Raw genomic sequence first — 19809 nt, 5'->3', positions numbered from 1 at the left:
AGGTCCTTTTCTCGCTGGGCTTTTGCCCATGTACTATACCGATCAACAGGCGCTGCGGGAGTCGGCCATGGAAGATCATGATTCAGATACGGCGCTGTTCCGGGCGGCCATGGAGGATGTCAATCCACTCGAGCAGGGTGATGCGGCGGATCTCCGCCGTCGCCGCCCACCACCGGTTCCGGGGCAGCGACGGGCCGATGATCGGGCCGTCCTGCGCGAGCTCGCCGAGGGCGAGCGCGATGGCTCGGAGCTCGGCGCCGAACTCGGCGAGGCACTCGCCTGGTCGCGTGCGGGACTGCATCGCAAGACCCTGCGCCGGCTGCGGCGCGGCGAGTTCAGCGTCATGGCCGAGCTCGACCTGCACGGCCACACCGCCGACTCCGCGCGGCGGCTGATGCACGACTTCCTCAATGAGTGCCATCGCCGTCATATGGGTTGCGTTCGCGTCATCCATGGCAAGGGACGCCGCTCGTCGAACGCGGGCCCGGTACTCAAGGGCCAGGTCGATCGCTGGCTGAGGCAGCGTGACGATGTCCTCGCCTTCTGCTCCGCGCGACCCGTGGACGGCGGCACCGGGGCGCTCTACGTCCTGCTGCGGCGCTGATCAGCACTCGGCTTCCGCCACCAGCTCACGCAGCACGACGGTGGCATACGCCCCGCGTGTCAACCAGAACCGAAGCTGCCAGGTAGCCGGATCCAGCTGCAGCGCGGCAAGCCCGTGAACGCTGAGCCGCAGTGCGCGGCGATCGGCGACCACCCGCTGCGACGCCAGCGACTCGATCCAGGGTGACCACTCTGCCAGTACGCCCGCCTCGCGTTCCGCAAGCGTTTCAGAGAGCGCCTGCCCGCGGTTTTCCGCCCCCGGCATGGGGCCGGTGGGATGGATCCGCAGCCCGGCCGCCCGGCGGCGATTGAAAAGGGCCTCCTCCGTCTCGGCGGTAAACAGGCTGCCACGACCATCAAGGGTCAGCAGATCGCCGGGCCGCGGCCAGCGCCAGTCACCGTCCCGGACCCGCTGCGCCAGGACGGCGTTGAACATCGCCGAACGCGCCGCTGAGATCAGCATGCTGCGGTCGTTGCGCGAGCGCGGTCGGCCGGTTCCGGCGAACCAGTCACGGGCCCGGACGAGATTATTGTCGTCACGCCCGAACCGCTGGCGACCGAAGTAATTGGGGACGCCATGCCGGGCCAGGGTAACCACGCGCCGCGCCATCGCCCCGGGCGAGGCCTCGACATCGCGCAGGGTGAGCGTGAACTCATTGCCGCTGAGCGCACCCACCGGCAGCTTGCGCCGATGCCGATCGATCTCGAGGATCTCGAGCGATGCCGTCTCATCAGCGAGCACCATGCCACCCGCCGGGCAGGCCGCATTCACATGCCAGGGCACGGAGAGCCACTGAGTAGTGACGGCAACCCGGTCCTTGCGGCCGGCATAGCCGATGCCCCGGCGGTCCACCTGCCAGTGATCGGCGATGATCTGGATGGCACGCATCGTCGTCAGACCACGCTTGCGAATACGCACAAGGAGATGCGGACCGGCGCCCTCGGCCGTAAACCCGAGCCGCTCATCGACCTGGAAATCCTCCGGGATCGCGGCGATCGTTGCCCGCCCCGGCGGCGGGCCCCAGGCAAACGGCAGTGAGTCGATGGCGCTCAAGGGCACTCGATCATCGCCACGGCGGTCGCGGCGATGCCCTCTCCCCGACCGGTAAACCCCATCCACTCGAGCGTTGTCGCCTTGAGGTTGATCGCCGTCGGATCCACCTGCAGATCCGCCGCGATGCATTCGATCATCGCTGGCAAGTGACTCGCGAGCCTGGGGCGCTGGGCGATGATCGTCGCGTCGACATTGCCGACGCTCCAGCCCCGTTCGGCGAGCGTTGAGTGCACCTGCCGCAGCAGCAGTCGACTGTCGATACCCGCGTAAGCGGCGTCGGTATCCGGGAAATGATGGCCGATATCGCCCAGGCCGCCGGCGCCGAGCAGCGCATCACAAATCGCGTGCAAGAGCACATCGCCGTCGGAATGGGCGGCGAGTCCGAAGTCGAACTCGACCTCGATGCCACCCAGAACGAGCGGCCGGTCGCTGACCAGTCGATGGGCATCGACCCCCTGTCCGATTCGCATCATGCCTCGTCTCCCGCACGCTGTCGGTCGAGCGCCCAGGCAAGCCAGCGCGCATCATCCGGATAGGTGTATTTGATGTTGCCCGGATCACCCGCCACCAGCCGGGGCCTTGCGCCGAGTCGTTCCATGGCCTGGGCCTCGTCCGTCACCACTGCGCCCGATGCCATCGCAAGGGCGGACTCGAGCCGGCCGAGGGGGAAGAGCTGCGGCGTCATCGCCTGCCAGAGGCCGTCCCGTGAGGGCGTGGATGCGACCCGCCCCTCGTCGTCCGCGCGCTTGAGCGTGTCGCGGACCGGCGCAGCCAGCAGCCCGCCATCGGGGTCGTCGCCGACGTGGTCAATGAGTCGACGGATATCGCCCTGTGTTACCGCCGGGCGGGCCGCGTCATGAACGAGGACACGGTCGGTGGCATCGGCGCCCCAGTCGCGCAGCGCCGCGAGCCCCGCCTGGACGGAGGCCTGTCGTTCGCCACCGCCGATACAGTCGCGCCACCGCGGGTCGCCACGGGGCATTACCGCCTCGAGGCATGTGTCATCGGCACTGCGCACGATCATGACGCCGGCGATTGCGGGGATGCCGAGCAGCGCATCCACCGACCAGGCCAGCACCGGGCGCCCGGCGATCGCATGATACTGCTTGGGACGGACCGAACCCATGCGTCGACTGGTCCCGGCCGCCACAATCACCCCCCAGAGCCGATACTCAGTCACGCGGAATAATGACCCGGTAGAACTGTTCGTCGGCGCCGATCATGCCCATGTCGCGACGTGCGCGCTCCTCGACGCTCTGCAGCCCGCTGCGCAGGTCCGCCACATCGGCGGCCAGGGCCGCATTACGCTCGTCGAGACGCTCGTTCTCGGCACGTTGCTCGGCGACGGCGGCCTGCATCCGGCGCATGGCCGGGATGCTGCCCTCCCCGACCCACAGGCGGAACTGCAGCACCAGGATCAACAGCGCCAGGCCTGTCGCGATCAAGCGCATGGCCGGGTTCAGGCACCCATCCGGCGCAGATTAGGGAAGGCCGCCCGGCCGGCATAGCGCGCCCGGTCACCCAGTGTCTCTTCGATGCGCAGCAGCTGGTTGTACTTGGCGACACGATCGGAGCGGCACAACGATCCGGTCTTGATCTGCGTGGCGGTGCTGGCGACCGCCAGATCGGCAATGATCGTATCCTCCGTCTCCCCCGAGCGGTGCGAGACGATCGCGGAGTAACCGGCCCGATCAGCCATGCTGATGGCATCCAGGGTCTCCGTGAGCGTGCCGATCTGGTTGAATTTGATCAGAATCGAGTTGCCGATTCCCGCATCGATTCCCGACTGGAAGATGCGGGTGTTGGTAACGAACAGATCGTCGCCCACCAGCTGCACACCCTCGCTGATCTGCCGGGTGAGCGCGGCCCAGCCCGTCCAGTCGTCTTCACCCATGCCATCCTCGATGGAGATGATCGGATAGCGGGCTGCCCAGTCGGCCAGCACCGCGGCGAAGCCCTCGGCATCGAAACGGCGATCCTCCGAGGCGAGATAGTACTCGCCGTTCTCGCAGAACTCGGAACTCGCCGCATCCAGGGCCAGCCAGACCTGCTCGCCCGGCGTGTAACCGGCGGCGCGCACCGCCTCGAGGATTACCTCGATCGCCGCCTCGTTGGACGGGAGGTCCGGTGCGAAGCCGCCCTCGTCGCCCACGGCGGTGGAGAGCCCGCGGTCGGCAAGGACTTTCTTGAGCGCATGAAAGATCTCGGTGCCGCAGCGCAGGGCATCGCTGAAACGGTCGAAGCCGATGGGCATGACCATGAACTCCTGGATGTCGACGCTGTTGCTGGCATGCGCCCCACCGTTGAGGATGTTCATCATCGGTACCGGCAGGGTGTATTCCCCGGCCGGCGTGAGATAGGCGAACAGCGACTGCCCTGCCGAGTGCGCAGCGGCCTGCGCCACCGCCAGCGACGCCCCCAGCAGCGCGTTGGCCCCCAGGCGGCTCTTGTTCTCGGATCCGTCCAGCTCGATCAGCCGCTCGTCGATGGCGCGCTGATCCTCGGCCATGCTGCCGGTCAGCGCGTCATTGATCTCGCCGTTGACGTTGGCAACGGCCTGCAGCACGCCCTTACCCAGATACCGCGACTTGTCCCCGTCACGCAGCTCCACGGCCTCGCGGGCGCCGGTGGAGGCACCGGAGGGCACCGCCGCCCGGCCAATGCTGCCGTCGCTGAGTGTTGCCTCGGCCTCGAGGGTCGGGTTGCCGCGCGAATCGAGGATCTCGCGGGCGTAGATGCGGGTAATACTGGGCATGGTGCCTCCTTTCAGTGTTCGTTTTCGGCGAATCCGTGCTGCTTGACCACGCTATCCAGCGCCAGCAATGCATCGAGCAACGCCGGTAGCCGGTCGAGCGGCCAGCTGTTCGGGCCATCGCTGAGCGCGTTTGCCGGATCGGGGTGGGTTTCCATGAAAAGGCCACTGACGCCGGCAGCGACGGCGGCACGGGCGAGTACCGGGACATGCTCGCGCTGGCCACCGGATGCACTCCCCTGCCCGCCGGGCAACTGGACGGAATGCGTGGCATCGAAAATCACCGGGGCGCCGGTTGCCCGCATCGCCGCCAGCGAGCGCATATCCGCGACCAGGTTGTTGTAGCCAAAGCTGACGCCGCGCTCGCAGACGGTAATCCGGGTGTTCCCGGTGGCCTTCGCCTTGTCGACGACATGCGACATGTCCCAGGGCGCGAGGAACTGTCCCTTTTTGATATTCACCGGACGGTTACAGGCCGCTACCGCCTGGATGAAGTCGGTCTGACGGCAGAGAAAAGCCGGTGTCTGCAGCCAGTCAACGACGTCGGCCACCTCGTCGAGCGGCGTGTACTCGTGGACATCGGTCAGCACCGGGATATCGAATCGCTCGCGCACCGCCGCCAGTGTCTCCAGCCCCTTTGCCTGACCGGGACCGCGGTAACTGCTCGCAGACGACCGGTTGGCCTTGTCGTAGGAGGCCTTGAAGACAAAGGGGATACCCCGTTGCGTGGTCATCTCGGTCAACTGCTCGGCAATCGCCAGCGTGGCTGAATGCGACTCGACCACACAGGGCCCGGCGATCAGGCAGAGCCGTTGATCGAGCCCCAGCTCATGGCCCTGCACGCGGATCGTCACGGTTCGCCGTCCGCGTCTGCATCGCGCTGCACGGTAGCGGCGGCGATGAAATCGGTAAATAGCGGATGGCCATCCCGGGGCGTCGAGGTGAACTCGGGATGGAACTGGCAGGCGAGGAACCAGGGATGATCCGACAGCTCCACCGCCTCGACCAGATGCGTATCCCCCGACCAGCCGGCGATTACCAGTCCGGCCTCGGTAAGCCGGTCGGCGTAGCCGTTGTTGAACTCATAGCGATGGCGGTGGCGCTCACGAATGACATCCTTGCCATAAATGCGATGGAACCGAGTCCCGCGAACCAGCGTCGACGCCTGCGCCCCGAGCCGCATCGTGCCGCCCAGATCGGAGTCGGTATCGCGATATTCACGCAGTCCCTCGGCGTTCATCCACTCGGTGATCAGCCCGATGACCGGATGCCGGGGATGGGTCACGAACTCGGTACTGTGCGCCCCCTCGAGGCCGGCGACATGGCGCGCGTACTCGATGACCGCCACCTGCAGTCCCAGGCAGATACCGAGGAACGGAACGCCCTCGCGCCGGGCATAACCGGCGGCGGCGATCTTGCCCTCGATACCCCGTTCGCCGAAGCCGCCCGGCACCAGGATCGCGTCGACGTCGTTGAGCAGCGAGGTGCCCTCGCGCTCGATCTCTTCCGAGTCGACATAGCGGATATGCACCTTCCGGTGGGTCTGGATGCCGGCGTGACGAAGGGCCTCGTTGAGCGACATGTAGGCATCCGCCAGGTCGACGTACTTGCCGACCATGGCCACGGTAACCTCCCCGGCAGGCGAGTCCATGGCCTCCACGACATGGGCCCAGTCATTCAGCGTGGCGGGCGGCAGGGTCAGCCCGAGTTTTTCCGCCACGATGCCGTCCAGCGCCTGCTCGTGGAGCATGGCGGGGACCTTGTAGATGTTGTCGACGTCGAGCGCGGAAATCACGGCCCGGGGCTCGACATTGGTGAACAGGGCGATCTTGCGGCGCTCCTCGGCCGGAATCGGCATCGATGCCCGGCAGACCAGGATGTCCGGCTGAATGCCGATGCTGCGCAGCTCCTTGACCGAGTGCTGGGTCGGCTTGGTCTTCATCTCGCCGGCGGCCTCGATCCAGGGCAGCAGCGTCAGGTGGATGAAAAGACAGCGCTCGCGGCCGAGTTCCGTGCCCATCTGGCGGATCGCCTCGAGGAACGGCAGCGATTCGATGTCGCCCACGGTCCCGCCAATCTCGATCAGCGCCACATCCGCGTCACCGGCGCCGTGCTCGATACAGCGCTTGATCTCGTCGGTGATATGCGGAATGACCTGGACGGTGCCTCCCAGGTAATCACCGCGACGCTCCTTGCGGATGACACTCTCGTAGATCCGCCCGGTGGTGTGGTTGTTGGCCTGGGCGGCGCGCATGCGCACGAACCGCTCGTAATGGCCCAGATCCAGGTCGGTTTCGGCGCCATCGTCGGTGACGAATACCTCGCCATGCTGGAAGGGACTCATGGTCCCGGGGTCGACGTTGATGTAGGGGTCGAGCTTGACCATGGTCACGCTCAGGCCCCGGGCCTGCAGGATACTGCCCAGGGAGGCGGCGGCGATGCCCTTGCCCAGTGAGGACACGACACCGCCGGTAATAAAGATAAATCGCGTCATGATACCGTCGGTCTGGTGGCAAATCGGGGTGGCGGGAACCCCTTGGAATAGAGCGAGAAGTTAGCAGAAGGACCGGGTCGGCACAATCTGGGGCCCGCGAAGAGATTCACGCCGCCGGTGCGAAAAGCCGTTGCCAGTCGGGACCGTTGGCGAGCGGCCGGGGCGCGAAGTCGAGCCCGATGCCGGTGGCATCCCCCGCACGCTCGGCGCCGATGCGCGTTGTGCCGAGTCCTGCTACCGCCAGGCATCGATCATGCTCGTCGACCAGGGCCGGCAGTCGATCGCGCCACCACGGGGGGACGCCACGCTCGCGCTGGAGCTCGCGAATCGACCCGCGCCGCCGCCCCGACAGGGCAATCCTCTCCCCGGCATGGGGCACACGCAGCCAGAGCGGCTCGGCCAGAGCCGGTGACCAGAATACCTCGCCAAGATCACCCCAGGCCTCCCGGGCCCGCCCCGGCGGTACTTGGCTCGGCGTGGGCACGGCGGGGAGCGGTCGTGGCAGGCGAAACAGCCATCCCCGGTGGCGTCGCACCGCAAAGGCGGACCAGGCCAGGACCGGATCGCGATCCTGCGCGGCGCTCACCAGTGCCGCCTGTCCGGCTGCCAGACGACGCGCGCCCGGGGGGCGTTGTCCACCATCCCGGATCCAGGCCCTGAGCATGGCCCGATCGAGCACGTCATCGCCCGAGGCGCAATCGGTCACGGCGAGCGGTCCATCGCCGGCGGTTGAACCGCACTGGCGACGATCGCGGAGCAGCCGATCGGTCAGCCGGCCCTGCTCCCGCGCATGGGTCGCCAGGCGAACGGCCGCCGCATTCGCCCGGGGCCAGCGCGCCTCGATCGCAGGGATAACGCGGTGGCGGAGGTAGTTTCGATCATGATCGAGCGAGGCGTTGCCCGGATCGTCGATCCAGCTCAGGCCATGCCGACGCGCATGCGCCTCGAGCTGCGCGCGTGATACCGCCAGCAGGGGACGGATCAACCAGCCGGGCCCGAGCGGCATCGCCGGCTGGATGCCGGCCAGGCCCGCCGGCCCCGTGCCTCTCAGCAGCCGATAGAGCAGGGTTTCGAGCTGATCATCGGCGTGGTGGGCGGTGAGCAGGCACTCATCGGCCTGCAGCGCCTCGCCGAGCACGCGATAGCGGTCGGCCCGGGCGGCCGCCTCGATCCCGTCGCCACGCCGATCGATGCTGATCGTCCGCGTGTCAACGGTAATCCCCAGCCGCTCACCCGTTCGCCGGCAATGTGCCGCCCAGTGGTCGGCCTGTTCATGCAGACCATGATGCACGTGCACCGCTCGAACGGGCCTTTCGACCTGCGCAGCGAGATGGAGTAGCACGGTGGAATCGACCCCGCCGCTGAAGGCAACGACCAGCCCGGCGGCGTTTGCCGGCAGTGCCGCCTCGATGACGCCGGCGTTCAGCGCATCCGCCGCGGGCGGATCAGCCCTTGAAGTCACCCAGCGCCATCAGTCGCTCGTAACGCTCGGCGCACAGGGTCCGGATGTCCAGCGAGGCCAACTCTGACCAGTGCCGTCCGAGCGCCTCGCCCAGGCGCTGCGCCATGTCCGCCCAGTCCCGGTGGGCGCCGCCGAGGGGTTCCTCGATCACCTCGTCGGTCAGCCCCAGTTCCGCGAGACGCGTCGCCGTAATCCCCATGGCCTCGGCGGCGTCGGCGGCCTTGTCGGCGCTTTTCCAGAGAATCGACGCGCAACCCTCCGGCGAGATCACCGAGTAGGTGCTGTACTGGAGCATCAGCAGCCGGTCACCCACACCAATCGCCAGGGCCCCGCCGGAGCCCCCCTCGCCAATCACCGTGCAGATGACCGGCGTCTTCAGGCCCGACATCGCGAAGAGATTGTGGGCGATCGCCTCGCTCTGCCCGCGCTTTTCCGCCTCCACTCCCGGGTAGGCACCGGGCGTGTCGATAAACGTGAATACCGGCAGGGAAAAGCGCTCCGCCATCTCCATGAGCCGCTTGGCCTTGCGATAGCCTTCCGGCCGAGGCATGCCGAAATTCCGCGCGATCTTCTCCCGGGTGTCGCGCCCCTTCTGCTCGCCGATGACCATGACCGGAGCGCCATCGAGCCGGGCGAGGCCACCGACAATCGCGGCATCATCGGCGAATGCCCGATCGCCGTGGAGCTCCTCGAAATCGGTGAATATCGCCTCGATGTAATCCAGCGCATAGGGCCGGTACGGGTGGCGCGCAAGTTGCGAGACCTGCCAGGGCGTCAGGTTGCGGAAGATCTGCTCGGTGAGCTGTCGGCTTTTCTGGCGTAGCCGCACCAGCTCGTCACTGATATTGATCTCGGCGTCATCATTGACGTAGTGCAGCTCCTCGATCTTTGCCTCGAGCTCGGCGATGGGACGCTCGAACTCGAGGAAATTCAGATTACTTGCCGCCAATGCCGCACTCCCCTGCCCAAAAGAAACCTGATGTTAGCACGCGCCTAGCGGCGGTAGTCGACGGCCACCCGATCGCTCGCCAGGAGGCGTGTCAGCGCGTCGATCAGCTCCGGCTCGGGCCGGACCCGCCACTCATCACCCAGGCGCAGCCGGGCCAGCGCCCCGTCGGCCTCGTAATCGATACAGACCCGGCACTCACCCTGCTGATAGGGAGTGAGCGTCTGTTGCAGTGCCGGCACGAAACCGTTGCCGGCCTCGGCGGCCGCCACGCGCAATACAAGCCGACGCGCGAACTGCAGCCGCGCACCGGCCAGGTCGTGAACCCGTTCGGCCGACACGCGATAGCCATCGCTGAACTCGTCATAACCGAGATCACCCTCGACGACGATCAGCTGATCCTTCTCGAGCAGGTGACGGAAACGCTGATAGACATCGCCGAAGAGGATCACCTCCATCCGCGCGGTCCGGTCGTCGAGGGTCACGAACCCGAGCCGACGGCCGCTCTGGGTCACCCGGCTGCGCACAGCGACCACCAGGCCGGCAAGGACAACGCGCGGCTCGCTGTCGCCCCGGCCGCTCCCCCGCTCGAGCCCGGCCGTCGCCTGGTTGAGTCGGCAGGTGACAAAACCCGACAGCTCCGCCTCGTGCTCCTCGATGGGATGCCCGGTGAGGTAGAGACCCAGCGTCTCCTTTTCGGCGGTCAGGCGATCCCGCTCCGCCCATTCCGGTCGGTGCCGCACGGACTCGTCACCACTCGGTGTCGCATCCCGCGACGAGCCCAGGCCGAACAGATCGTTCTGACCGATCTCGGCGTTGCGGCTCTGCTGCTCCGCCGCCTGCAGCGCCGCTGGCAGCGTCGCCATGGCCGACGCGCGGTTGGGACTGAGCGCATCGAGACTGCCGGAGCGGATCAGTGCCTCGAGCACGCGGCGGTTGACGCGGCGCAGATCGATCCGCCGGCACAGGTCATGGAGATCGGTGAATGCGCCGCCGGCCCGTCGTGCCTCGATGATCGCCTCGACGGCGGCATGACCGACGCCCTTGACTGCGCCGAGCCCGTACACGACTCCGCCGTGGTCCGGTGCCTGGAACATCCAGTCGGAGCGGTTGACGTCCGGTGGCGCCACCTCCAGCGACATCGCCCGGCATTCGTCGATCAGCGTGACCACCTTGTCGGTGTTGTCCATATCGGAGGACAGCACCGCCGCCATGAAGGCGGCCGGGTAATGCACCTTCAGCCAGGCGGTCTGATAGGAGAGCAGCGCATAGGCGGCCGAGTGTGACTTGTTGAAGCCGTAACCCGCGAATTTCTCCATCAGGTCGAACAGCCCCTCGGCCTGCGCCGGGGGCAGGCCCTGCCGCCTCGCACCGGCGAGGAAGATATCCCGCTGCTTGGCCATCTCCGAGGCCTTTTTCTTGCCCATCGCCCGGCGCAGCAGATCGGCCTCGCCGAGGCTGTAACCGCCCACCGTCTGGGCGATCTGCATGACCTGCTCCTGGTAGAGGATCACGCCGTAGGTGGGCTCGAGAATCGGCTTGAGGTCGGCGTGGTGCAGCTCCGGTGTGGGATAGGCCACCGGCTTGCGGCCATGCTTTCGATCGATGAAATCCTCGACCATGCCCGACTGCAACGGCCCGGGCCGGAACAGCGCCACCAGTGCGATGATGTCCTCGAAGCTGTCCGGGCGCAGGCGGCGAATCAGGTCTTTCATGCCCCGCGACTCGAGCTGGAACACCGCCGTGGTCTGGCATTCCTTGAGCCGGTCGAACGTGCGCGGATCGTCGAGGGGGATGGTCGCGATATCGAGCGCCGTCTCCCCCTGCTGCCCACGCAGCGCATTCACCGCGCGCACCGTCCAGTCGATGATGGTCAGGGTCCGCAGCCCGAGGAAGTCGAATTTAACGAGCCCGACGGCCTCGACGTCGTCCTTGTCTAGCTGGGTGGCGAGCCCGCCGCCGCCCGGCTCGCAGAAAAGCGGCGAGAAGTCGGTCAGATCGCTGGGCGCGATCACGACGCCACCGGCGTGCTTGCCGACATTGCGTGACAGCCCCTCGAGCCGTTGAGCCAGATCCAGCAGGAAGCGCACATCGTCGTCCTGCTCACGGAGCTGGCGTAGATCGGCCTCATGGCCCAGCGCCTTGTCGAGGGTCATGCCGACCTCGAAGGGGATCAGCTTGGCGATCCGGTCGACATAGCCGTAGGCGTGTCCGAGCACCCGCCCCACGTCACGAACGACCGCGCGGGCGGCCATGGTGCCGTGGGTTGCGATCTGCGAGACCTTTTCGCGGCCGTAGCGCTCAGCGACGTAGTCGATCACCCGGTCGCGCTTTTCCATGCAGAAGTCGACGTCGAAATCGGGCATGGAGACGCGTTCGGGGTTGAGGAAACGCTCGAAGAGCAGGTCGTAGCGCAGCGGATCCAGATCGGTGATATCGAGCGCATAGGCAACCAGCGAGCCGGCGCCCGAACCCCGTCCCGGACCCACCGGGATGTCCTGCGACTTCGCCCAGCGGATGAAGTCGGCGACGATAAGGAAATAGCCGGGAAACCCCATCTCGATGATGACACCCAGCTCGTGCTCGAGCCGTTCGCGGTAATCGGCCTCGCTCCCGCCCGGTGTGCCCAGCCGCTGAATGCGCTGATCAAGGCCGGCACGGGCCTGGTCACGCAGGTAGTCGTCGATACCCTGGTTCGCCGGTACCGGGAAATCCGGCAGCACGTTCTGGTCGAGCGTCAGGGAGAGATTGCAGCGGCGGGCGATGGCGAGTGTATTGTCGAGCGCCTCGGGCAGGTCGGCGAACCGCGCCATCATCTCATCGGGACTGCGCAGGAACTGCGAATCGCTGTAGTGGCGCGGGCGGTTGTCATCCTGCAGGGCCCGGCCGTCGTGAATGCACACGCGGGCCTCGTGGGCCTCGAAATCGTCGGCCGCCAGAAACCGCACGTCATTCGTGGCCACCACCGGCACCTCGGCCTCGCCCGCCAGGGCCACGGCGGCGTGGACATGGGCATCATCGCCGGGCCGGCCGGTACGCTGGAGCTCGAGGTAGTAGCGATCACCGAAACGGGCCTGCCAGAACGCCAGCCGACGCCGGGCGAGATCGCCGTTACCGGCGACAAGCGCTTCACCGACGTCGCCACGTGCCCCGCCGGAGAGAACGATCAAGCCCTCGCTCCAGTCATCGAACCACTGCCGGTCGACCAGGGGCAGACCCTGCGCCTGCCCCTGGAGGTAGCTCGCGGTGATCAGGCGGGTGAGGTTGGCGTAACCGGCATCGTTCATGCAAAGGAACGTCATCGTGTGATGATCGTCGCGCTCACCGTCGGCAATGCGCAGATCGGCACCGATCAGGGGCTTGACCCCGGCCGCCACCGCCGCCGTATAGAACTTCACCATGCCGAAAAGATTGCCCTGATCGGTGACGGCGACGGCGGGCATACCCTGGCGGGCCGCCGCCTCGACCAGCGGTTTGACCCGCACCGTACCGTCGATCAGGGAGAATTCCGTGTGCAGATGGAGATGAACGAAACCTGATGCCATGACCTGATCCGGACCCGTGCGGAGAGAGATCCTTATGCTACCGCTCAGGGCGTTCCGGATGATAGGTGCCCGTCGCCGCGCGCACTGGTGCAAAGCTTCGTCGATGCGCCGCACAGGGGCCATGGCGCCGGAGTCGTTCGCGATGCAGCGCGGTGGGATAGCCGCGGTGACGGTCGAAGCCGTACTCGGGGAACCGGGCATGCAGCTCGAGCGCGCACCGATCGCGGTAGACCTTGGCGATGATCGAGGCCGCGGCGATCGCGGGTACCCGATCATCCCCCCCGATCACCGCCATCGCCGGACAGGCCACGGCCGGGCAGTCGCGGCCATCGACCCGGATCGCTGACGGCCTCGGATCGAGCGCTTCCACCGCCCGCTGCATGGCGAGCAGGCTGGCCTGGCGGATGTTCAGGCGATCGATCTCCTCGACACCCGCGATCGCGATCTCCCAGCCGAGCGCCGATGCCCGAATCCGCGCATCCAGCTGTTCACGGCGTTTCGCCGACAGGCGTTTGGAGTCGCGAAGCCCTGACCAGTCCACCGAGGGGTCGAGGATCACCGCCGCCGCGACCACCGGACCGGCCAGTGGCCCCCGCCCGACCTCATCGACACCGGCTACTGCGGGGTCGATATCATCCCGCGTCATGGATGGACCCCCCGCTCGGCCAGCAGGTCTGCGACGCCGTTGGCCGCCCCTTCGCTGGCATCTCGGCGAAGACTGTCGTGGAGGGCGGCGAAGCGCGTCGCAATGGCATCCCGCTCTCCGGGTGTCTCGAGCAGTGTCGTGAGTGCAGCGGTAAGGTTGCCGGGCTCGGCCTCGTCCTGGACGAATTCCGGCATCAGCATTTCGCCGGCCAGCAGGTTGGGCATGGCGAAGTAGGGAATACGCAGGCTGCGTCGCGCCAGCATCGCAGTCAGGCGATTGACGCGGTAGGCCATCACCGAGGGGCAGCGCAGCAGCATGGCCTCGAGCGTGGCCGTCCCGGAGGCGATCAACCCCGCGTCGGCGGCCGCCAGGATCGTTCGCGCCTCGCCGTCGATGACCTCGATCGGCAACCGATCGGCACGTGCATCGATAGCCGCCTGGATCCGTGCCCGCAGCGCCGGTGTCGCGGCCGGCACGAAAAATCGGACATCGGGGAAGCGCTCGACGATACGCGCCGCGACCGTCAGGAATAACGGCAGCAGGGCTTTCACCTCGCTGCCACGGCTGCCCGGCAGGATCGCGATCGCGGTGTCCCCCACCCCGAGATTCAGCTGCCGTCGCGCCGGTCCGGCATCGGCCAGCGGCTCGATGGCGTCGGCCAGTGGATGGCCGACGAAGCGGGCATCCACCCCCTGGTCCGTCAGGAACCGCTCCTCGAACGGGAAAATACAGAGCATGCGGTCAACGGCCTCGCGAATCAGCCCGATCCGCCCGCCGCGCCAGGCCCAGACCGTGGGGCTGACATACTGCAGGGTAGGAATGCCGACGGCCCGTAGCGAGCGCTCGAGCCCCAGGTTGAAGTCCGGCGCATCGATGCCGATGAAGACATCCGGCGGGTCGTCGATCCAGCGCCGGCGCAGGTCCCGGCGGATGCCGAGAATACGCGGCAGATGCGCCAGCACCTCGACAAAGCCCATGACCGAGAGCGCTTCCTGCGGGTGATAGCTGTGCAGCCCGGCCGCCTGCATGGCCGGCCCGCCAATCCCCTCGAAACGCGCTGTCGGGTAGCGTTTCGCCAATGACCGGATCAGCCCGGCCGCGAGGAAATCGCCGGAGAGCTCACCTGCGACCAGCGCGATACGCATGGCGCCGGGGTTCTAGCGGACGATGCCGCGGGGAGAGGCCTTCAGAAACGCCACGAACCGCTGCAGTGCCGGGTCGTCCGCCGCCTGTGCGCCAATGGACTCGATCGCCTCCTGGAGGCGCAGGCCACGTTTGTAGAGCGTCCGATAGGCGGATCGCAGGCGACGCTGGCCATCGGCATCGAAGCCGCGGCGGCGCATACCTTCACTGTTCATGCCATGCGGCGTCGCCGGGTCGCCGGCGACCATGACCCACGGCGGCACATCACGCCGGATACAGCTGCCCATCGAGGTAAAACAGCCCTCACCAAGCCGGCAGAACTGGTGCACCAGGGTAAACCCGCCCAGCGTCGCCCGGTCACCGACACTGACGTGGCCGGCGAGTGAGGCACCGTTGGCGAACACTACCCCCTGTCCGACCTGGCAGTCGTGGGCGATGTGGACGTAGGCCATGATCCAGTTGCCGTCACCGATGGATGTCACACCCCCGCCGTCCTGCGTGCCGCGATTGATCGTCACGAACTCGCGGATGGTGTTGTCACGACCGATTTCCAGCCGGCTGTCCTCGCCCTCGAACTTCTTGTCCTGTGGCTGCTCGCCCACCGAGGCGAACTGGAAGATACGGGTGCCGCCGCCGATACGGGTCGGGCCGTTGATAACCGCATGGGGACCGATGGTGCAGCCGGACTCGATCACCACGCCCGGCCCGATCACCGCGTAGGGACCGACTGCGGTATCCGGCGCGATGTCAGCGGCCGGATCGATGATCGCGGAGGGGTGGATAGCCGTCACGCCCCCTCCATCGTGCAGCGGATCCCGGCGCTGGTCACGAGGCGGTCATCGAGCTCGATCCGGGCCTTGAAGAGCCAGATGCCGCGGACCACCCGATCAAGCGTGGCGGTAATCAGTGGCCGATCGCCGGGCACGACCGGCTGCTTGAAGCGCGCCTCGTCGACACCCACAAGGTAGAACAGCGGCGGTGTTGCCGGCATTTCCGCCCCCGCATCGGCCTCGCGGGTCACATAAGCGAGAAGGCCGCAGGCCTGGGCCATCGACTCGACCAGGAGCACTCCCGGCATGATGGTCTTATCCGGGAAATGCCCCGGCACCCAGAATTCGGTAGCGCTCACGCCCTTGGCGGCGGTCAGGGATTCCCCCGGTGTGTAATCGAGCACCCGATCGATCATCAGGAAGGGGTATCGATGCGGCAGGCGCTGCCGGATTGCCTCGGGCCCCATCTGACGGTCGGTTGCGCCATCCTTCGGCTCAGCGCCCATCACGATCCTTTGCGGTTTCCATCATCCTCTCCAGTTTCTCCAGCCGGCGGGCCATGTCATCGAGCTGCCGGAATCGCACCGCGCTACGTCGCCATTCGCGCGTCGGCATTAGCGGGACGCCAGAGGAATACACGCCCGGATCATTGATACTGCCGGTAATCATGCTCATCCCGGTGAACGTCGAGCCGTCGGCGATTTCGATATGCCCGACAAAACCGACACCGCCCGCAATCCTACAGTATCGACCGATGCTCGTGCTCCCCGAGATGCCGGCATTCGCCGCGATCACGGTATGCGCACCAATCCGGACGTTGTGCGCGATCTGCACGAGGTTGTCGATCTTGCAACCGGTATCGATTCGAGTGTCGCCCTGGGACCCCCGGTCCACGGTGGTGTTGGCGCCGATCGAGACATCATCGCCAATCCATACCCGGCCCAGCTGCGGAACCGCTTCCCAGTGATCGCCGGCGTCGGCGAAACCGAACCCGGCGCTGCCAATCACCGCGCCCGACATCACCTCGACCCGATCACCGAGTCGGCTGCCGCCAAGTACCGACGCGTTGGCATCGATCCGGCATGCCACGCCGAGATGAACGCCGGCACCGATAACGGCGCCCGGGCCAATACGGCAATCCGCACCAATTCGCGCATCGGCCTCGATCACGGCCCGCGGCCCGATCATGGCGCTGGCATCCACCCTCGCCGTCGTCGACACCGAGGCGTCGGGGTGGATGCCGGGTACCGGTGACGGCCGAGGATTGAGCAATCCGGCAATCCGCGCAAAGACAAGGTAGGGATTGTCCGCCCGCAGCACGGCGAATCCGTAACCCTCGCTGGATTCCTGGCGCGGCAGGATCACGGCGGCGGCACGGGTATCCGCGAGCTGGCGACGATAGCGACGGTTGGCCAGAAAGCTGACATCCCTCGGCCCGGCCGTATCGAGCGACGCCACACCGGTGATCAGACCATTATCCGATCCTTCCAGCTCGGCGCCGGTCAGCCTCGCCAGCTCACCGAGCGTGTACCGCGTGCCAGCCACCGGCTCCCCCTCCATCACTCACCATCATTACCCTGCTCATACTGACGCTCGAGGCGCTCGATGATGCGATCGGTGATATTCACCGCCTCGCTCGCAAAGACAACGCCATCGCTCACCACCAGATCATAGCCCTGTTCCTCGGCGAAACGCTCGACAACCCGCAGAATGCGTTGCTGGAGATCACCCAGCGCTTCATTGCGCCGGAGGTTGAAGTCTTCGCGGAAGATCTCCTGCTGGCGCTGAATCTGCCGACGCTGATTGACGATGCGGCGCCGCAGCTCCTTCTCGGCCTCGCTATCGAGGTTCATGCGCTCGCTGGCGAGGCGATCCTCCAGTTCCCGCAGCGACTCCTGCAGCGCGATGATCTCCTCGTCGCGGGGCGCGAATTCCTCCTGGAGGCGCTGGCGGGCGGCATCGGCCTGCGGGGCTTCATCGGAGACCCGCCCCGGATTGACATAGCCGATGGCCATATCGGTATTTACCTGCGCCGACGCCATCGGCGCGACCAGCATCAGTAAGGCGGTTACGATCGCGCGGGCATTCATTCAGAAGCTGGCTCCAATGGTGAACTGGAAGCGCTGGGTGTTATCCCGGTCCCCTTCGTTGAGGGGTTCGGCAACGCTGACGGTGAACGGGCCGATCGGCGAATAGTAGACCAGACCGAGCCCTGCCGAGAAACGCAGGCCCGAGAACGCAATATCCGACTTGTAGTCGAGGCTGTCGCGCTCGCGGTCCCAGACCTGGCCGGCATCGACGAAGGTGGCGAGGCGCAGATTGTTGCCATCCTCGTCCCGGGCAAGCGGGAAGCGGATTTCGGCCCGACCCAGTGCGCGCAGGTTACCCCCCGTGGGATCGTCGTTCTCGTCCCGCGGTCCCAGCGAGTTCGCCTCGAAGCCGCGCACGGTTCGAATGCCACCGGCGAAGAAGTTCTCGTAGAACGGCAGGCGCTCGCCCTCGCCGTAGGCGTTGCCATAGGAGAGCGTGCCATCCAGCACGAGGGTGAACCGCTCACTCAGCGCGAAGTAGCGCGACTGCTCGTAGCTGAAACGGTAGTACTCGATGTCCGAAATCCGTGGCAGGGCGACCGCCAGGCTGAGTCGTTGCCGGGCACCGCTCGTCGGGAATATCGCGGTATCGCGTGAGTCCCGCGTCCAGGACAGATCGGTGAGGACGGCACGGTTGGACTTCCCGTTGCGGGTCTCGAAATCCCGTTGAAACGCGGTGGGGTTGGAAAAATCGAGGGACACGTCCTCGAAGGTCACGTCCGCCCCGAGGCGATCCGTGTCACTGACCGGGATCCGATAGCCGTAGGAGGCGCGCGCGGTCTTAACCCCGTAGTCGGCAAGATCCGCCTCGTCCGCGTCGCGATCCCGGAACGACAGGGCGTAGCGGCGATCAATGCCGCTCATGGTGTGGTTGCGCTCGAGATAGGACAGCCGATAAACGGTGTCGGCATCATCACTGTTGGCCACGAACTCCGCGCGGTCCCCGGTTCCGAAGACATTGTCCTGCTGGACGCCGAGGTTGAGCAGCAGCCCCTGGTCACTGCCAAAGCCAACCCCGGCGCGAAGACTCCCGGAGAGCCGCTCGGTGGTATCCACCTCGACATCCACCTGATCGGTTGTGCCGGGGACGCGCGGCGTGTCGATGCTGACATCGCTGAAAAAGCCGAGCCGGCCCAGGCGTGACTCCGAGTTGCGGAGGTCACTGGTAGAGAGCCATGTCCCCTCGTACTGCCGAAGCTCGCCGCGGATGACGTCGTCGCGGGTCGTTTCATTGCCGCTGATGCGAATGCGTCGGACGTATACCCGCTCGGCCGGATCCACGAACAGGGTCAGATCGACGATACGCTCGGCCGCCTGCAGATCGGGCACTGGATTGACGCGGGCAAACGCATAGCCGCGCTCGCCGAGCTTGTCCTGGATCGCCTCGACCGTGCGGGTGATATTGCGCTGGTTATAGATCGCGCCGGTATCGACCTCGATCAGATCGCGCAGCGTCTCTTCGCTGTAGATCAGATCTCCGGCCAGCTCGATGTCGCCCACCGTATATTGCTGACCCTCATCGAGGTTCACGGTGATGTTGATGCGCTGACGATCCGGACTGATCGTGACCTGTGTGGAGTCGATACTGAAGTCGGCATAGCCGCGGTCGCGGTAGAACGCCCGCAGCCGCTGGAGATCACCGGAGAGCCGCTGGCGCGAGTACTTGTCCCGCTGCGACAGAACCGCCCACCAGGCCTTCGGCCCCATCTCGAAGACATCCCGCAGCCGGTCGACGTCGAAATCGCGGTTGCCGATGAAACGGATCTCCTGCACCGAGGCCGGCTCGCCCTCTTCAACGTCGACGCGGAGGCTGACGCGGTTTCGCGGCAACGGTGAAACCGTGCTCTCGATATCGACATCGTAGTAGCCGAGGGAAAAGTACTGCTGTTCGAGTTCGCGCTCGATCCGCGCCAGGAGCGGTCGGTCGAAACTCTGTCCCTCACCCAGTCCGGCGCCGGACAACCCTTCGCGGAGACGCTCGTTGTCGATCTGGCTGTTGCCGATGAATTCGATCCGCGCGATGGCCGGGCGCTCATCCACTTCGACGATAAGTGTGCCCCCATCACGAAACAGTACGACGTCATCGAAAAAGCCCGTGTCGAACAGTGCCTCCACCGCATCGGAGCTGCGCTGCGAATCCAGCTCGTCGCCAGCCTCCAGCGGCAGGTAGTTGAGCACCGTCCCCTCGGCGATACGGTCCAGACCACGAATGCGGATCTCTTCAATCGTAAATGCCTGTGCAGCGCTGACAGCGGTCAGCATCAGAAAAAACGCAGCCAGTCTTAATCGCATCATTCGCTCTTT

Annotated in this window: 18 protein-coding genes; 1 reads left to right on the top strand and 17 read right to left on the bottom strand. The window is 66.4% G+C overall.

All coding sequences use genetic code 11. The annotated features are described in order from the left end of the window. The first annotated feature begins 28 nt into the window (after positions 1–28). Positions 29–604: a Smr/MutS family protein gene (locus EV698_RS03590; RefSeq protein ID WP_239016197.1), complete on the top strand. Its 576-nt coding sequence runs from the start codon at positions 29–31 to the stop codon at positions 602–604. Here EV698_RS03590 and truD read toward each other — a convergent pair whose 3' ends face one another. From truD to bamA, 17 genes are all read right to left on the bottom strand, one after another. After that, positions 605–1657, bottom strand: coding sequence for a tRNA pseudouridine(13) synthase TruD (truD, locus tag EV698_RS03585; RefSeq protein ID WP_165385711.1), 1053 nt, complete (start codon positions 1655–1657; stop codon positions 605–607). It lies immediately after the preceding gene. Then, complete coding sequence (gene ispF, locus EV698_RS03580; RefSeq protein ID WP_275395081.1) at positions 1654–2127, bottom strand: 2-C-methyl-D-erythritol 2,4-cyclodiphosphate synthase; 474 nt, start codon at positions 2125–2127, stop codon at positions 1654–1656. The genes truD and ispF overlap by 4 nt, the downstream gene beginning before the upstream one ends. Then, positions 2127–2837, bottom strand: a complete 711-nt coding sequence (gene ispD / locus EV698_RS03575) for a 2-C-methyl-D-erythritol 4-phosphate cytidylyltransferase (protein WP_207220490.1) — start codon at positions 2835–2837, stop codon at positions 2127–2129. The genes ispF and ispD overlap by 1 nt, the downstream gene beginning before the upstream one ends. Then, complete coding sequence (locus tag EV698_RS03570; protein ID WP_130502776.1) at positions 2830–3108, bottom strand: septum formation initiator family protein; 279 nt, start codon at positions 3106–3108, stop codon at positions 2830–2832. The genes ispD and EV698_RS03570 overlap by 8 nt, the downstream gene beginning before the upstream one ends. 8 nt (positions 3109–3116) lie before the next feature. After that, on the bottom strand, positions 3117–4412 hold the full coding sequence (eno, locus tag EV698_RS03565; protein ID WP_130502775.1) for a phosphopyruvate hydratase: 1296 nt from the start codon (positions 4410–4412) through the stop codon (positions 3117–3119). Positions 4413–4423: 11 nt separating this feature from the next. Beyond that, positions 4424–5257, bottom strand: a complete 834-nt coding sequence (kdsA, locus tag EV698_RS03560) for a 3-deoxy-8-phosphooctulonate synthase (protein ID WP_130504001.1) — start codon at positions 5255–5257, stop codon at positions 4424–4426. Positions 5258–5259: 2 nt separating this feature from the next. Continuing rightward, positions 5260–6903: a CTP synthase gene (locus tag EV698_RS03555; protein ID WP_130502774.1), complete on the bottom strand. Its 1644-nt coding sequence runs from the start codon at positions 6901–6903 to the stop codon at positions 5260–5262. A 106-nt stretch (positions 6904–7009) separates the two neighbouring features. Beyond that, complete coding sequence (gene tilS / locus EV698_RS03550) at positions 7010–8365, bottom strand: tRNA lysidine(34) synthetase TilS (protein WP_130502773.1); 1356 nt, start codon at positions 8363–8365, stop codon at positions 7010–7012. After that, positions 8349–9314 carry an acetyl-CoA carboxylase carboxyltransferase subunit alpha gene (locus EV698_RS03545; protein ID WP_130502772.1) on the bottom strand — a complete coding sequence of 322 codons (966 nt, stop codon included), beginning with the start codon at positions 9312–9314 and terminating at the stop codon, positions 8349–8351. The genes tilS and EV698_RS03545 overlap by 17 nt, the downstream gene beginning before the upstream one ends. 44 nt (positions 9315–9358) lie before the next feature. Beyond that, entirely contained in the window at positions 9359–12856 is a 3498-nt protein-coding gene (gene dnaE / locus EV698_RS03540; RefSeq protein WP_130502771.1) for a DNA polymerase III subunit alpha, read from the bottom strand. Between the two features lie 37 nt (positions 12857–12893). Then, the gene (rnhB, locus tag EV698_RS03535) at positions 12894–13502 is read right to left on the bottom strand and encodes a ribonuclease HII (protein WP_130502770.1); all 609 of its coding nucleotides are present in this window, start codon (positions 13500–13502) and stop codon (positions 12894–12896) included. Continuing rightward, a complete protein-coding gene (gene lpxB / locus EV698_RS03530; protein ID WP_130502769.1) occupies positions 13499–14647 on the bottom strand; it encodes a lipid-A-disaccharide synthase in 1149 nt (382 codons plus the stop codon). The genes rnhB and lpxB overlap by 4 nt, the downstream gene beginning before the upstream one ends. A 12-nt stretch (positions 14648–14659) precedes the next feature. After that, a complete protein-coding gene (lpxA, locus tag EV698_RS03525) occupies positions 14660–15436 on the bottom strand; it encodes an acyl-ACP--UDP-N-acetylglucosamine O-acyltransferase (RefSeq protein ID WP_130502768.1) in 777 nt (258 codons plus the stop codon). After that, a complete protein-coding gene (gene fabZ / locus EV698_RS03520) occupies positions 15433–15921 on the bottom strand; it encodes a 3-hydroxyacyl-ACP dehydratase FabZ (RefSeq protein ID WP_239016196.1) in 489 nt (162 codons plus the stop codon). Before fabZ ends, lpxA begins: the two co-directional genes overlap by 4 nt. Further along, positions 15911–16960 carry a UDP-3-O-(3-hydroxymyristoyl)glucosamine N-acyltransferase gene (gene lpxD, locus EV698_RS03515; RefSeq protein ID WP_130502767.1) on the bottom strand — a complete coding sequence of 350 codons (1050 nt, stop codon included), beginning with the start codon at positions 16958–16960 and terminating at the stop codon, positions 15911–15913. Before lpxD ends, fabZ begins: the two co-directional genes overlap by 11 nt. 14 nt (positions 16961–16974) lie before the next feature. Continuing rightward, entirely contained in the window at positions 16975–17505 is a 531-nt protein-coding gene (locus tag EV698_RS03510) for an OmpH/Skp family outer membrane protein (RefSeq protein ID WP_130502766.1), read from the bottom strand. Further along, entirely contained in the window at positions 17506–19800 is a 2295-nt protein-coding gene (gene bamA / locus EV698_RS03505; protein WP_130502765.1) for an outer membrane protein assembly factor BamA, read from the bottom strand. Positions 19801–19809: the final 9 nt, after the last annotated feature.

This window comes from Spiribacter vilamensis, from assembly GCF_004217415.1.
In the GTDB taxonomy this organism is placed as follows: domain Bacteria; phylum Pseudomonadota; class Gammaproteobacteria; order Nitrococcales; family Nitrococcaceae; genus Spiribacter; species Spiribacter vilamensis.
The sequence above is the reverse complement of the archived record's forward strand: the minus strand, read 5'-3'. Positions and strand labels throughout refer to the sequence as shown.

Bases quoted from the DNA above. Each gene is read 5' to 3' on its own strand.
- rnhB (WP_130502770.1), bottom strand. From the start codon at position 13,502: ATGACGCGGGATGATATCGACCCCGCAGTAGCCGGTGTCGATGAGGTC.
- ispF (WP_275395081.1), bottom strand. From the start codon at position 2,127: ATGCGAATCGGACAGGGGGTCGATGCCCATCGACTGGTCAGCGACCGG.
- eno (WP_130502775.1), bottom strand. From the start codon at position 4,412: ATGCCCAGTATTACCCGCATCTACGCCCGCGAGATCCTCGATTCGCGC.
- EV698_RS03570 (WP_130502776.1), bottom strand. From the start codon at position 3,108: ATGCGCTTGATCGCGACAGGCCTGGCGCTGTTGATCCTGGTGCTGCAG.
- EV698_RS03510 (WP_130502766.1), bottom strand. From the start codon at position 17,505: ATGAATGCCCGCGCGATCGTAACCGCCTTACTGATGCTGGTCGCGCCG.
- lpxB (WP_130502769.1), bottom strand. From the start codon at position 14,647: ATGCGTATCGCGCTGGTCGCAGGTGAGCTCTCCGGCGATTTCCTCGCG.
- EV698_RS03590 (WP_239016197.1), top strand. From the start codon at position 29: ATGTACTATACCGATCAACAGGCGCTGCGGGAGTCGGCCATGGAAGAT.
- dnaE (WP_130502771.1), bottom strand. From the start codon at position 12,856: ATGGCATCAGGTTTCGTTCATCTCCATCTGCACACGGAATTCTCCCTG.
- bamA (WP_130502765.1), bottom strand. From the start codon at position 19,800: ATGATGCGATTAAGACTGGCTGCGTTTTTTCTGATGCTGACCGCTGTC.
- EV698_RS03555 (WP_130502774.1), bottom strand. From the start codon at position 6,903: ATGACGCGATTTATCTTTATTACCGGCGGTGTCGTGTCCTCACTGGGC.
- fabZ (WP_239016196.1), bottom strand. From the start codon at position 15,921: ATGGGCGCTGAGCCGAAGGATGGCGCAACCGACCGTCAGATGGGGCCC.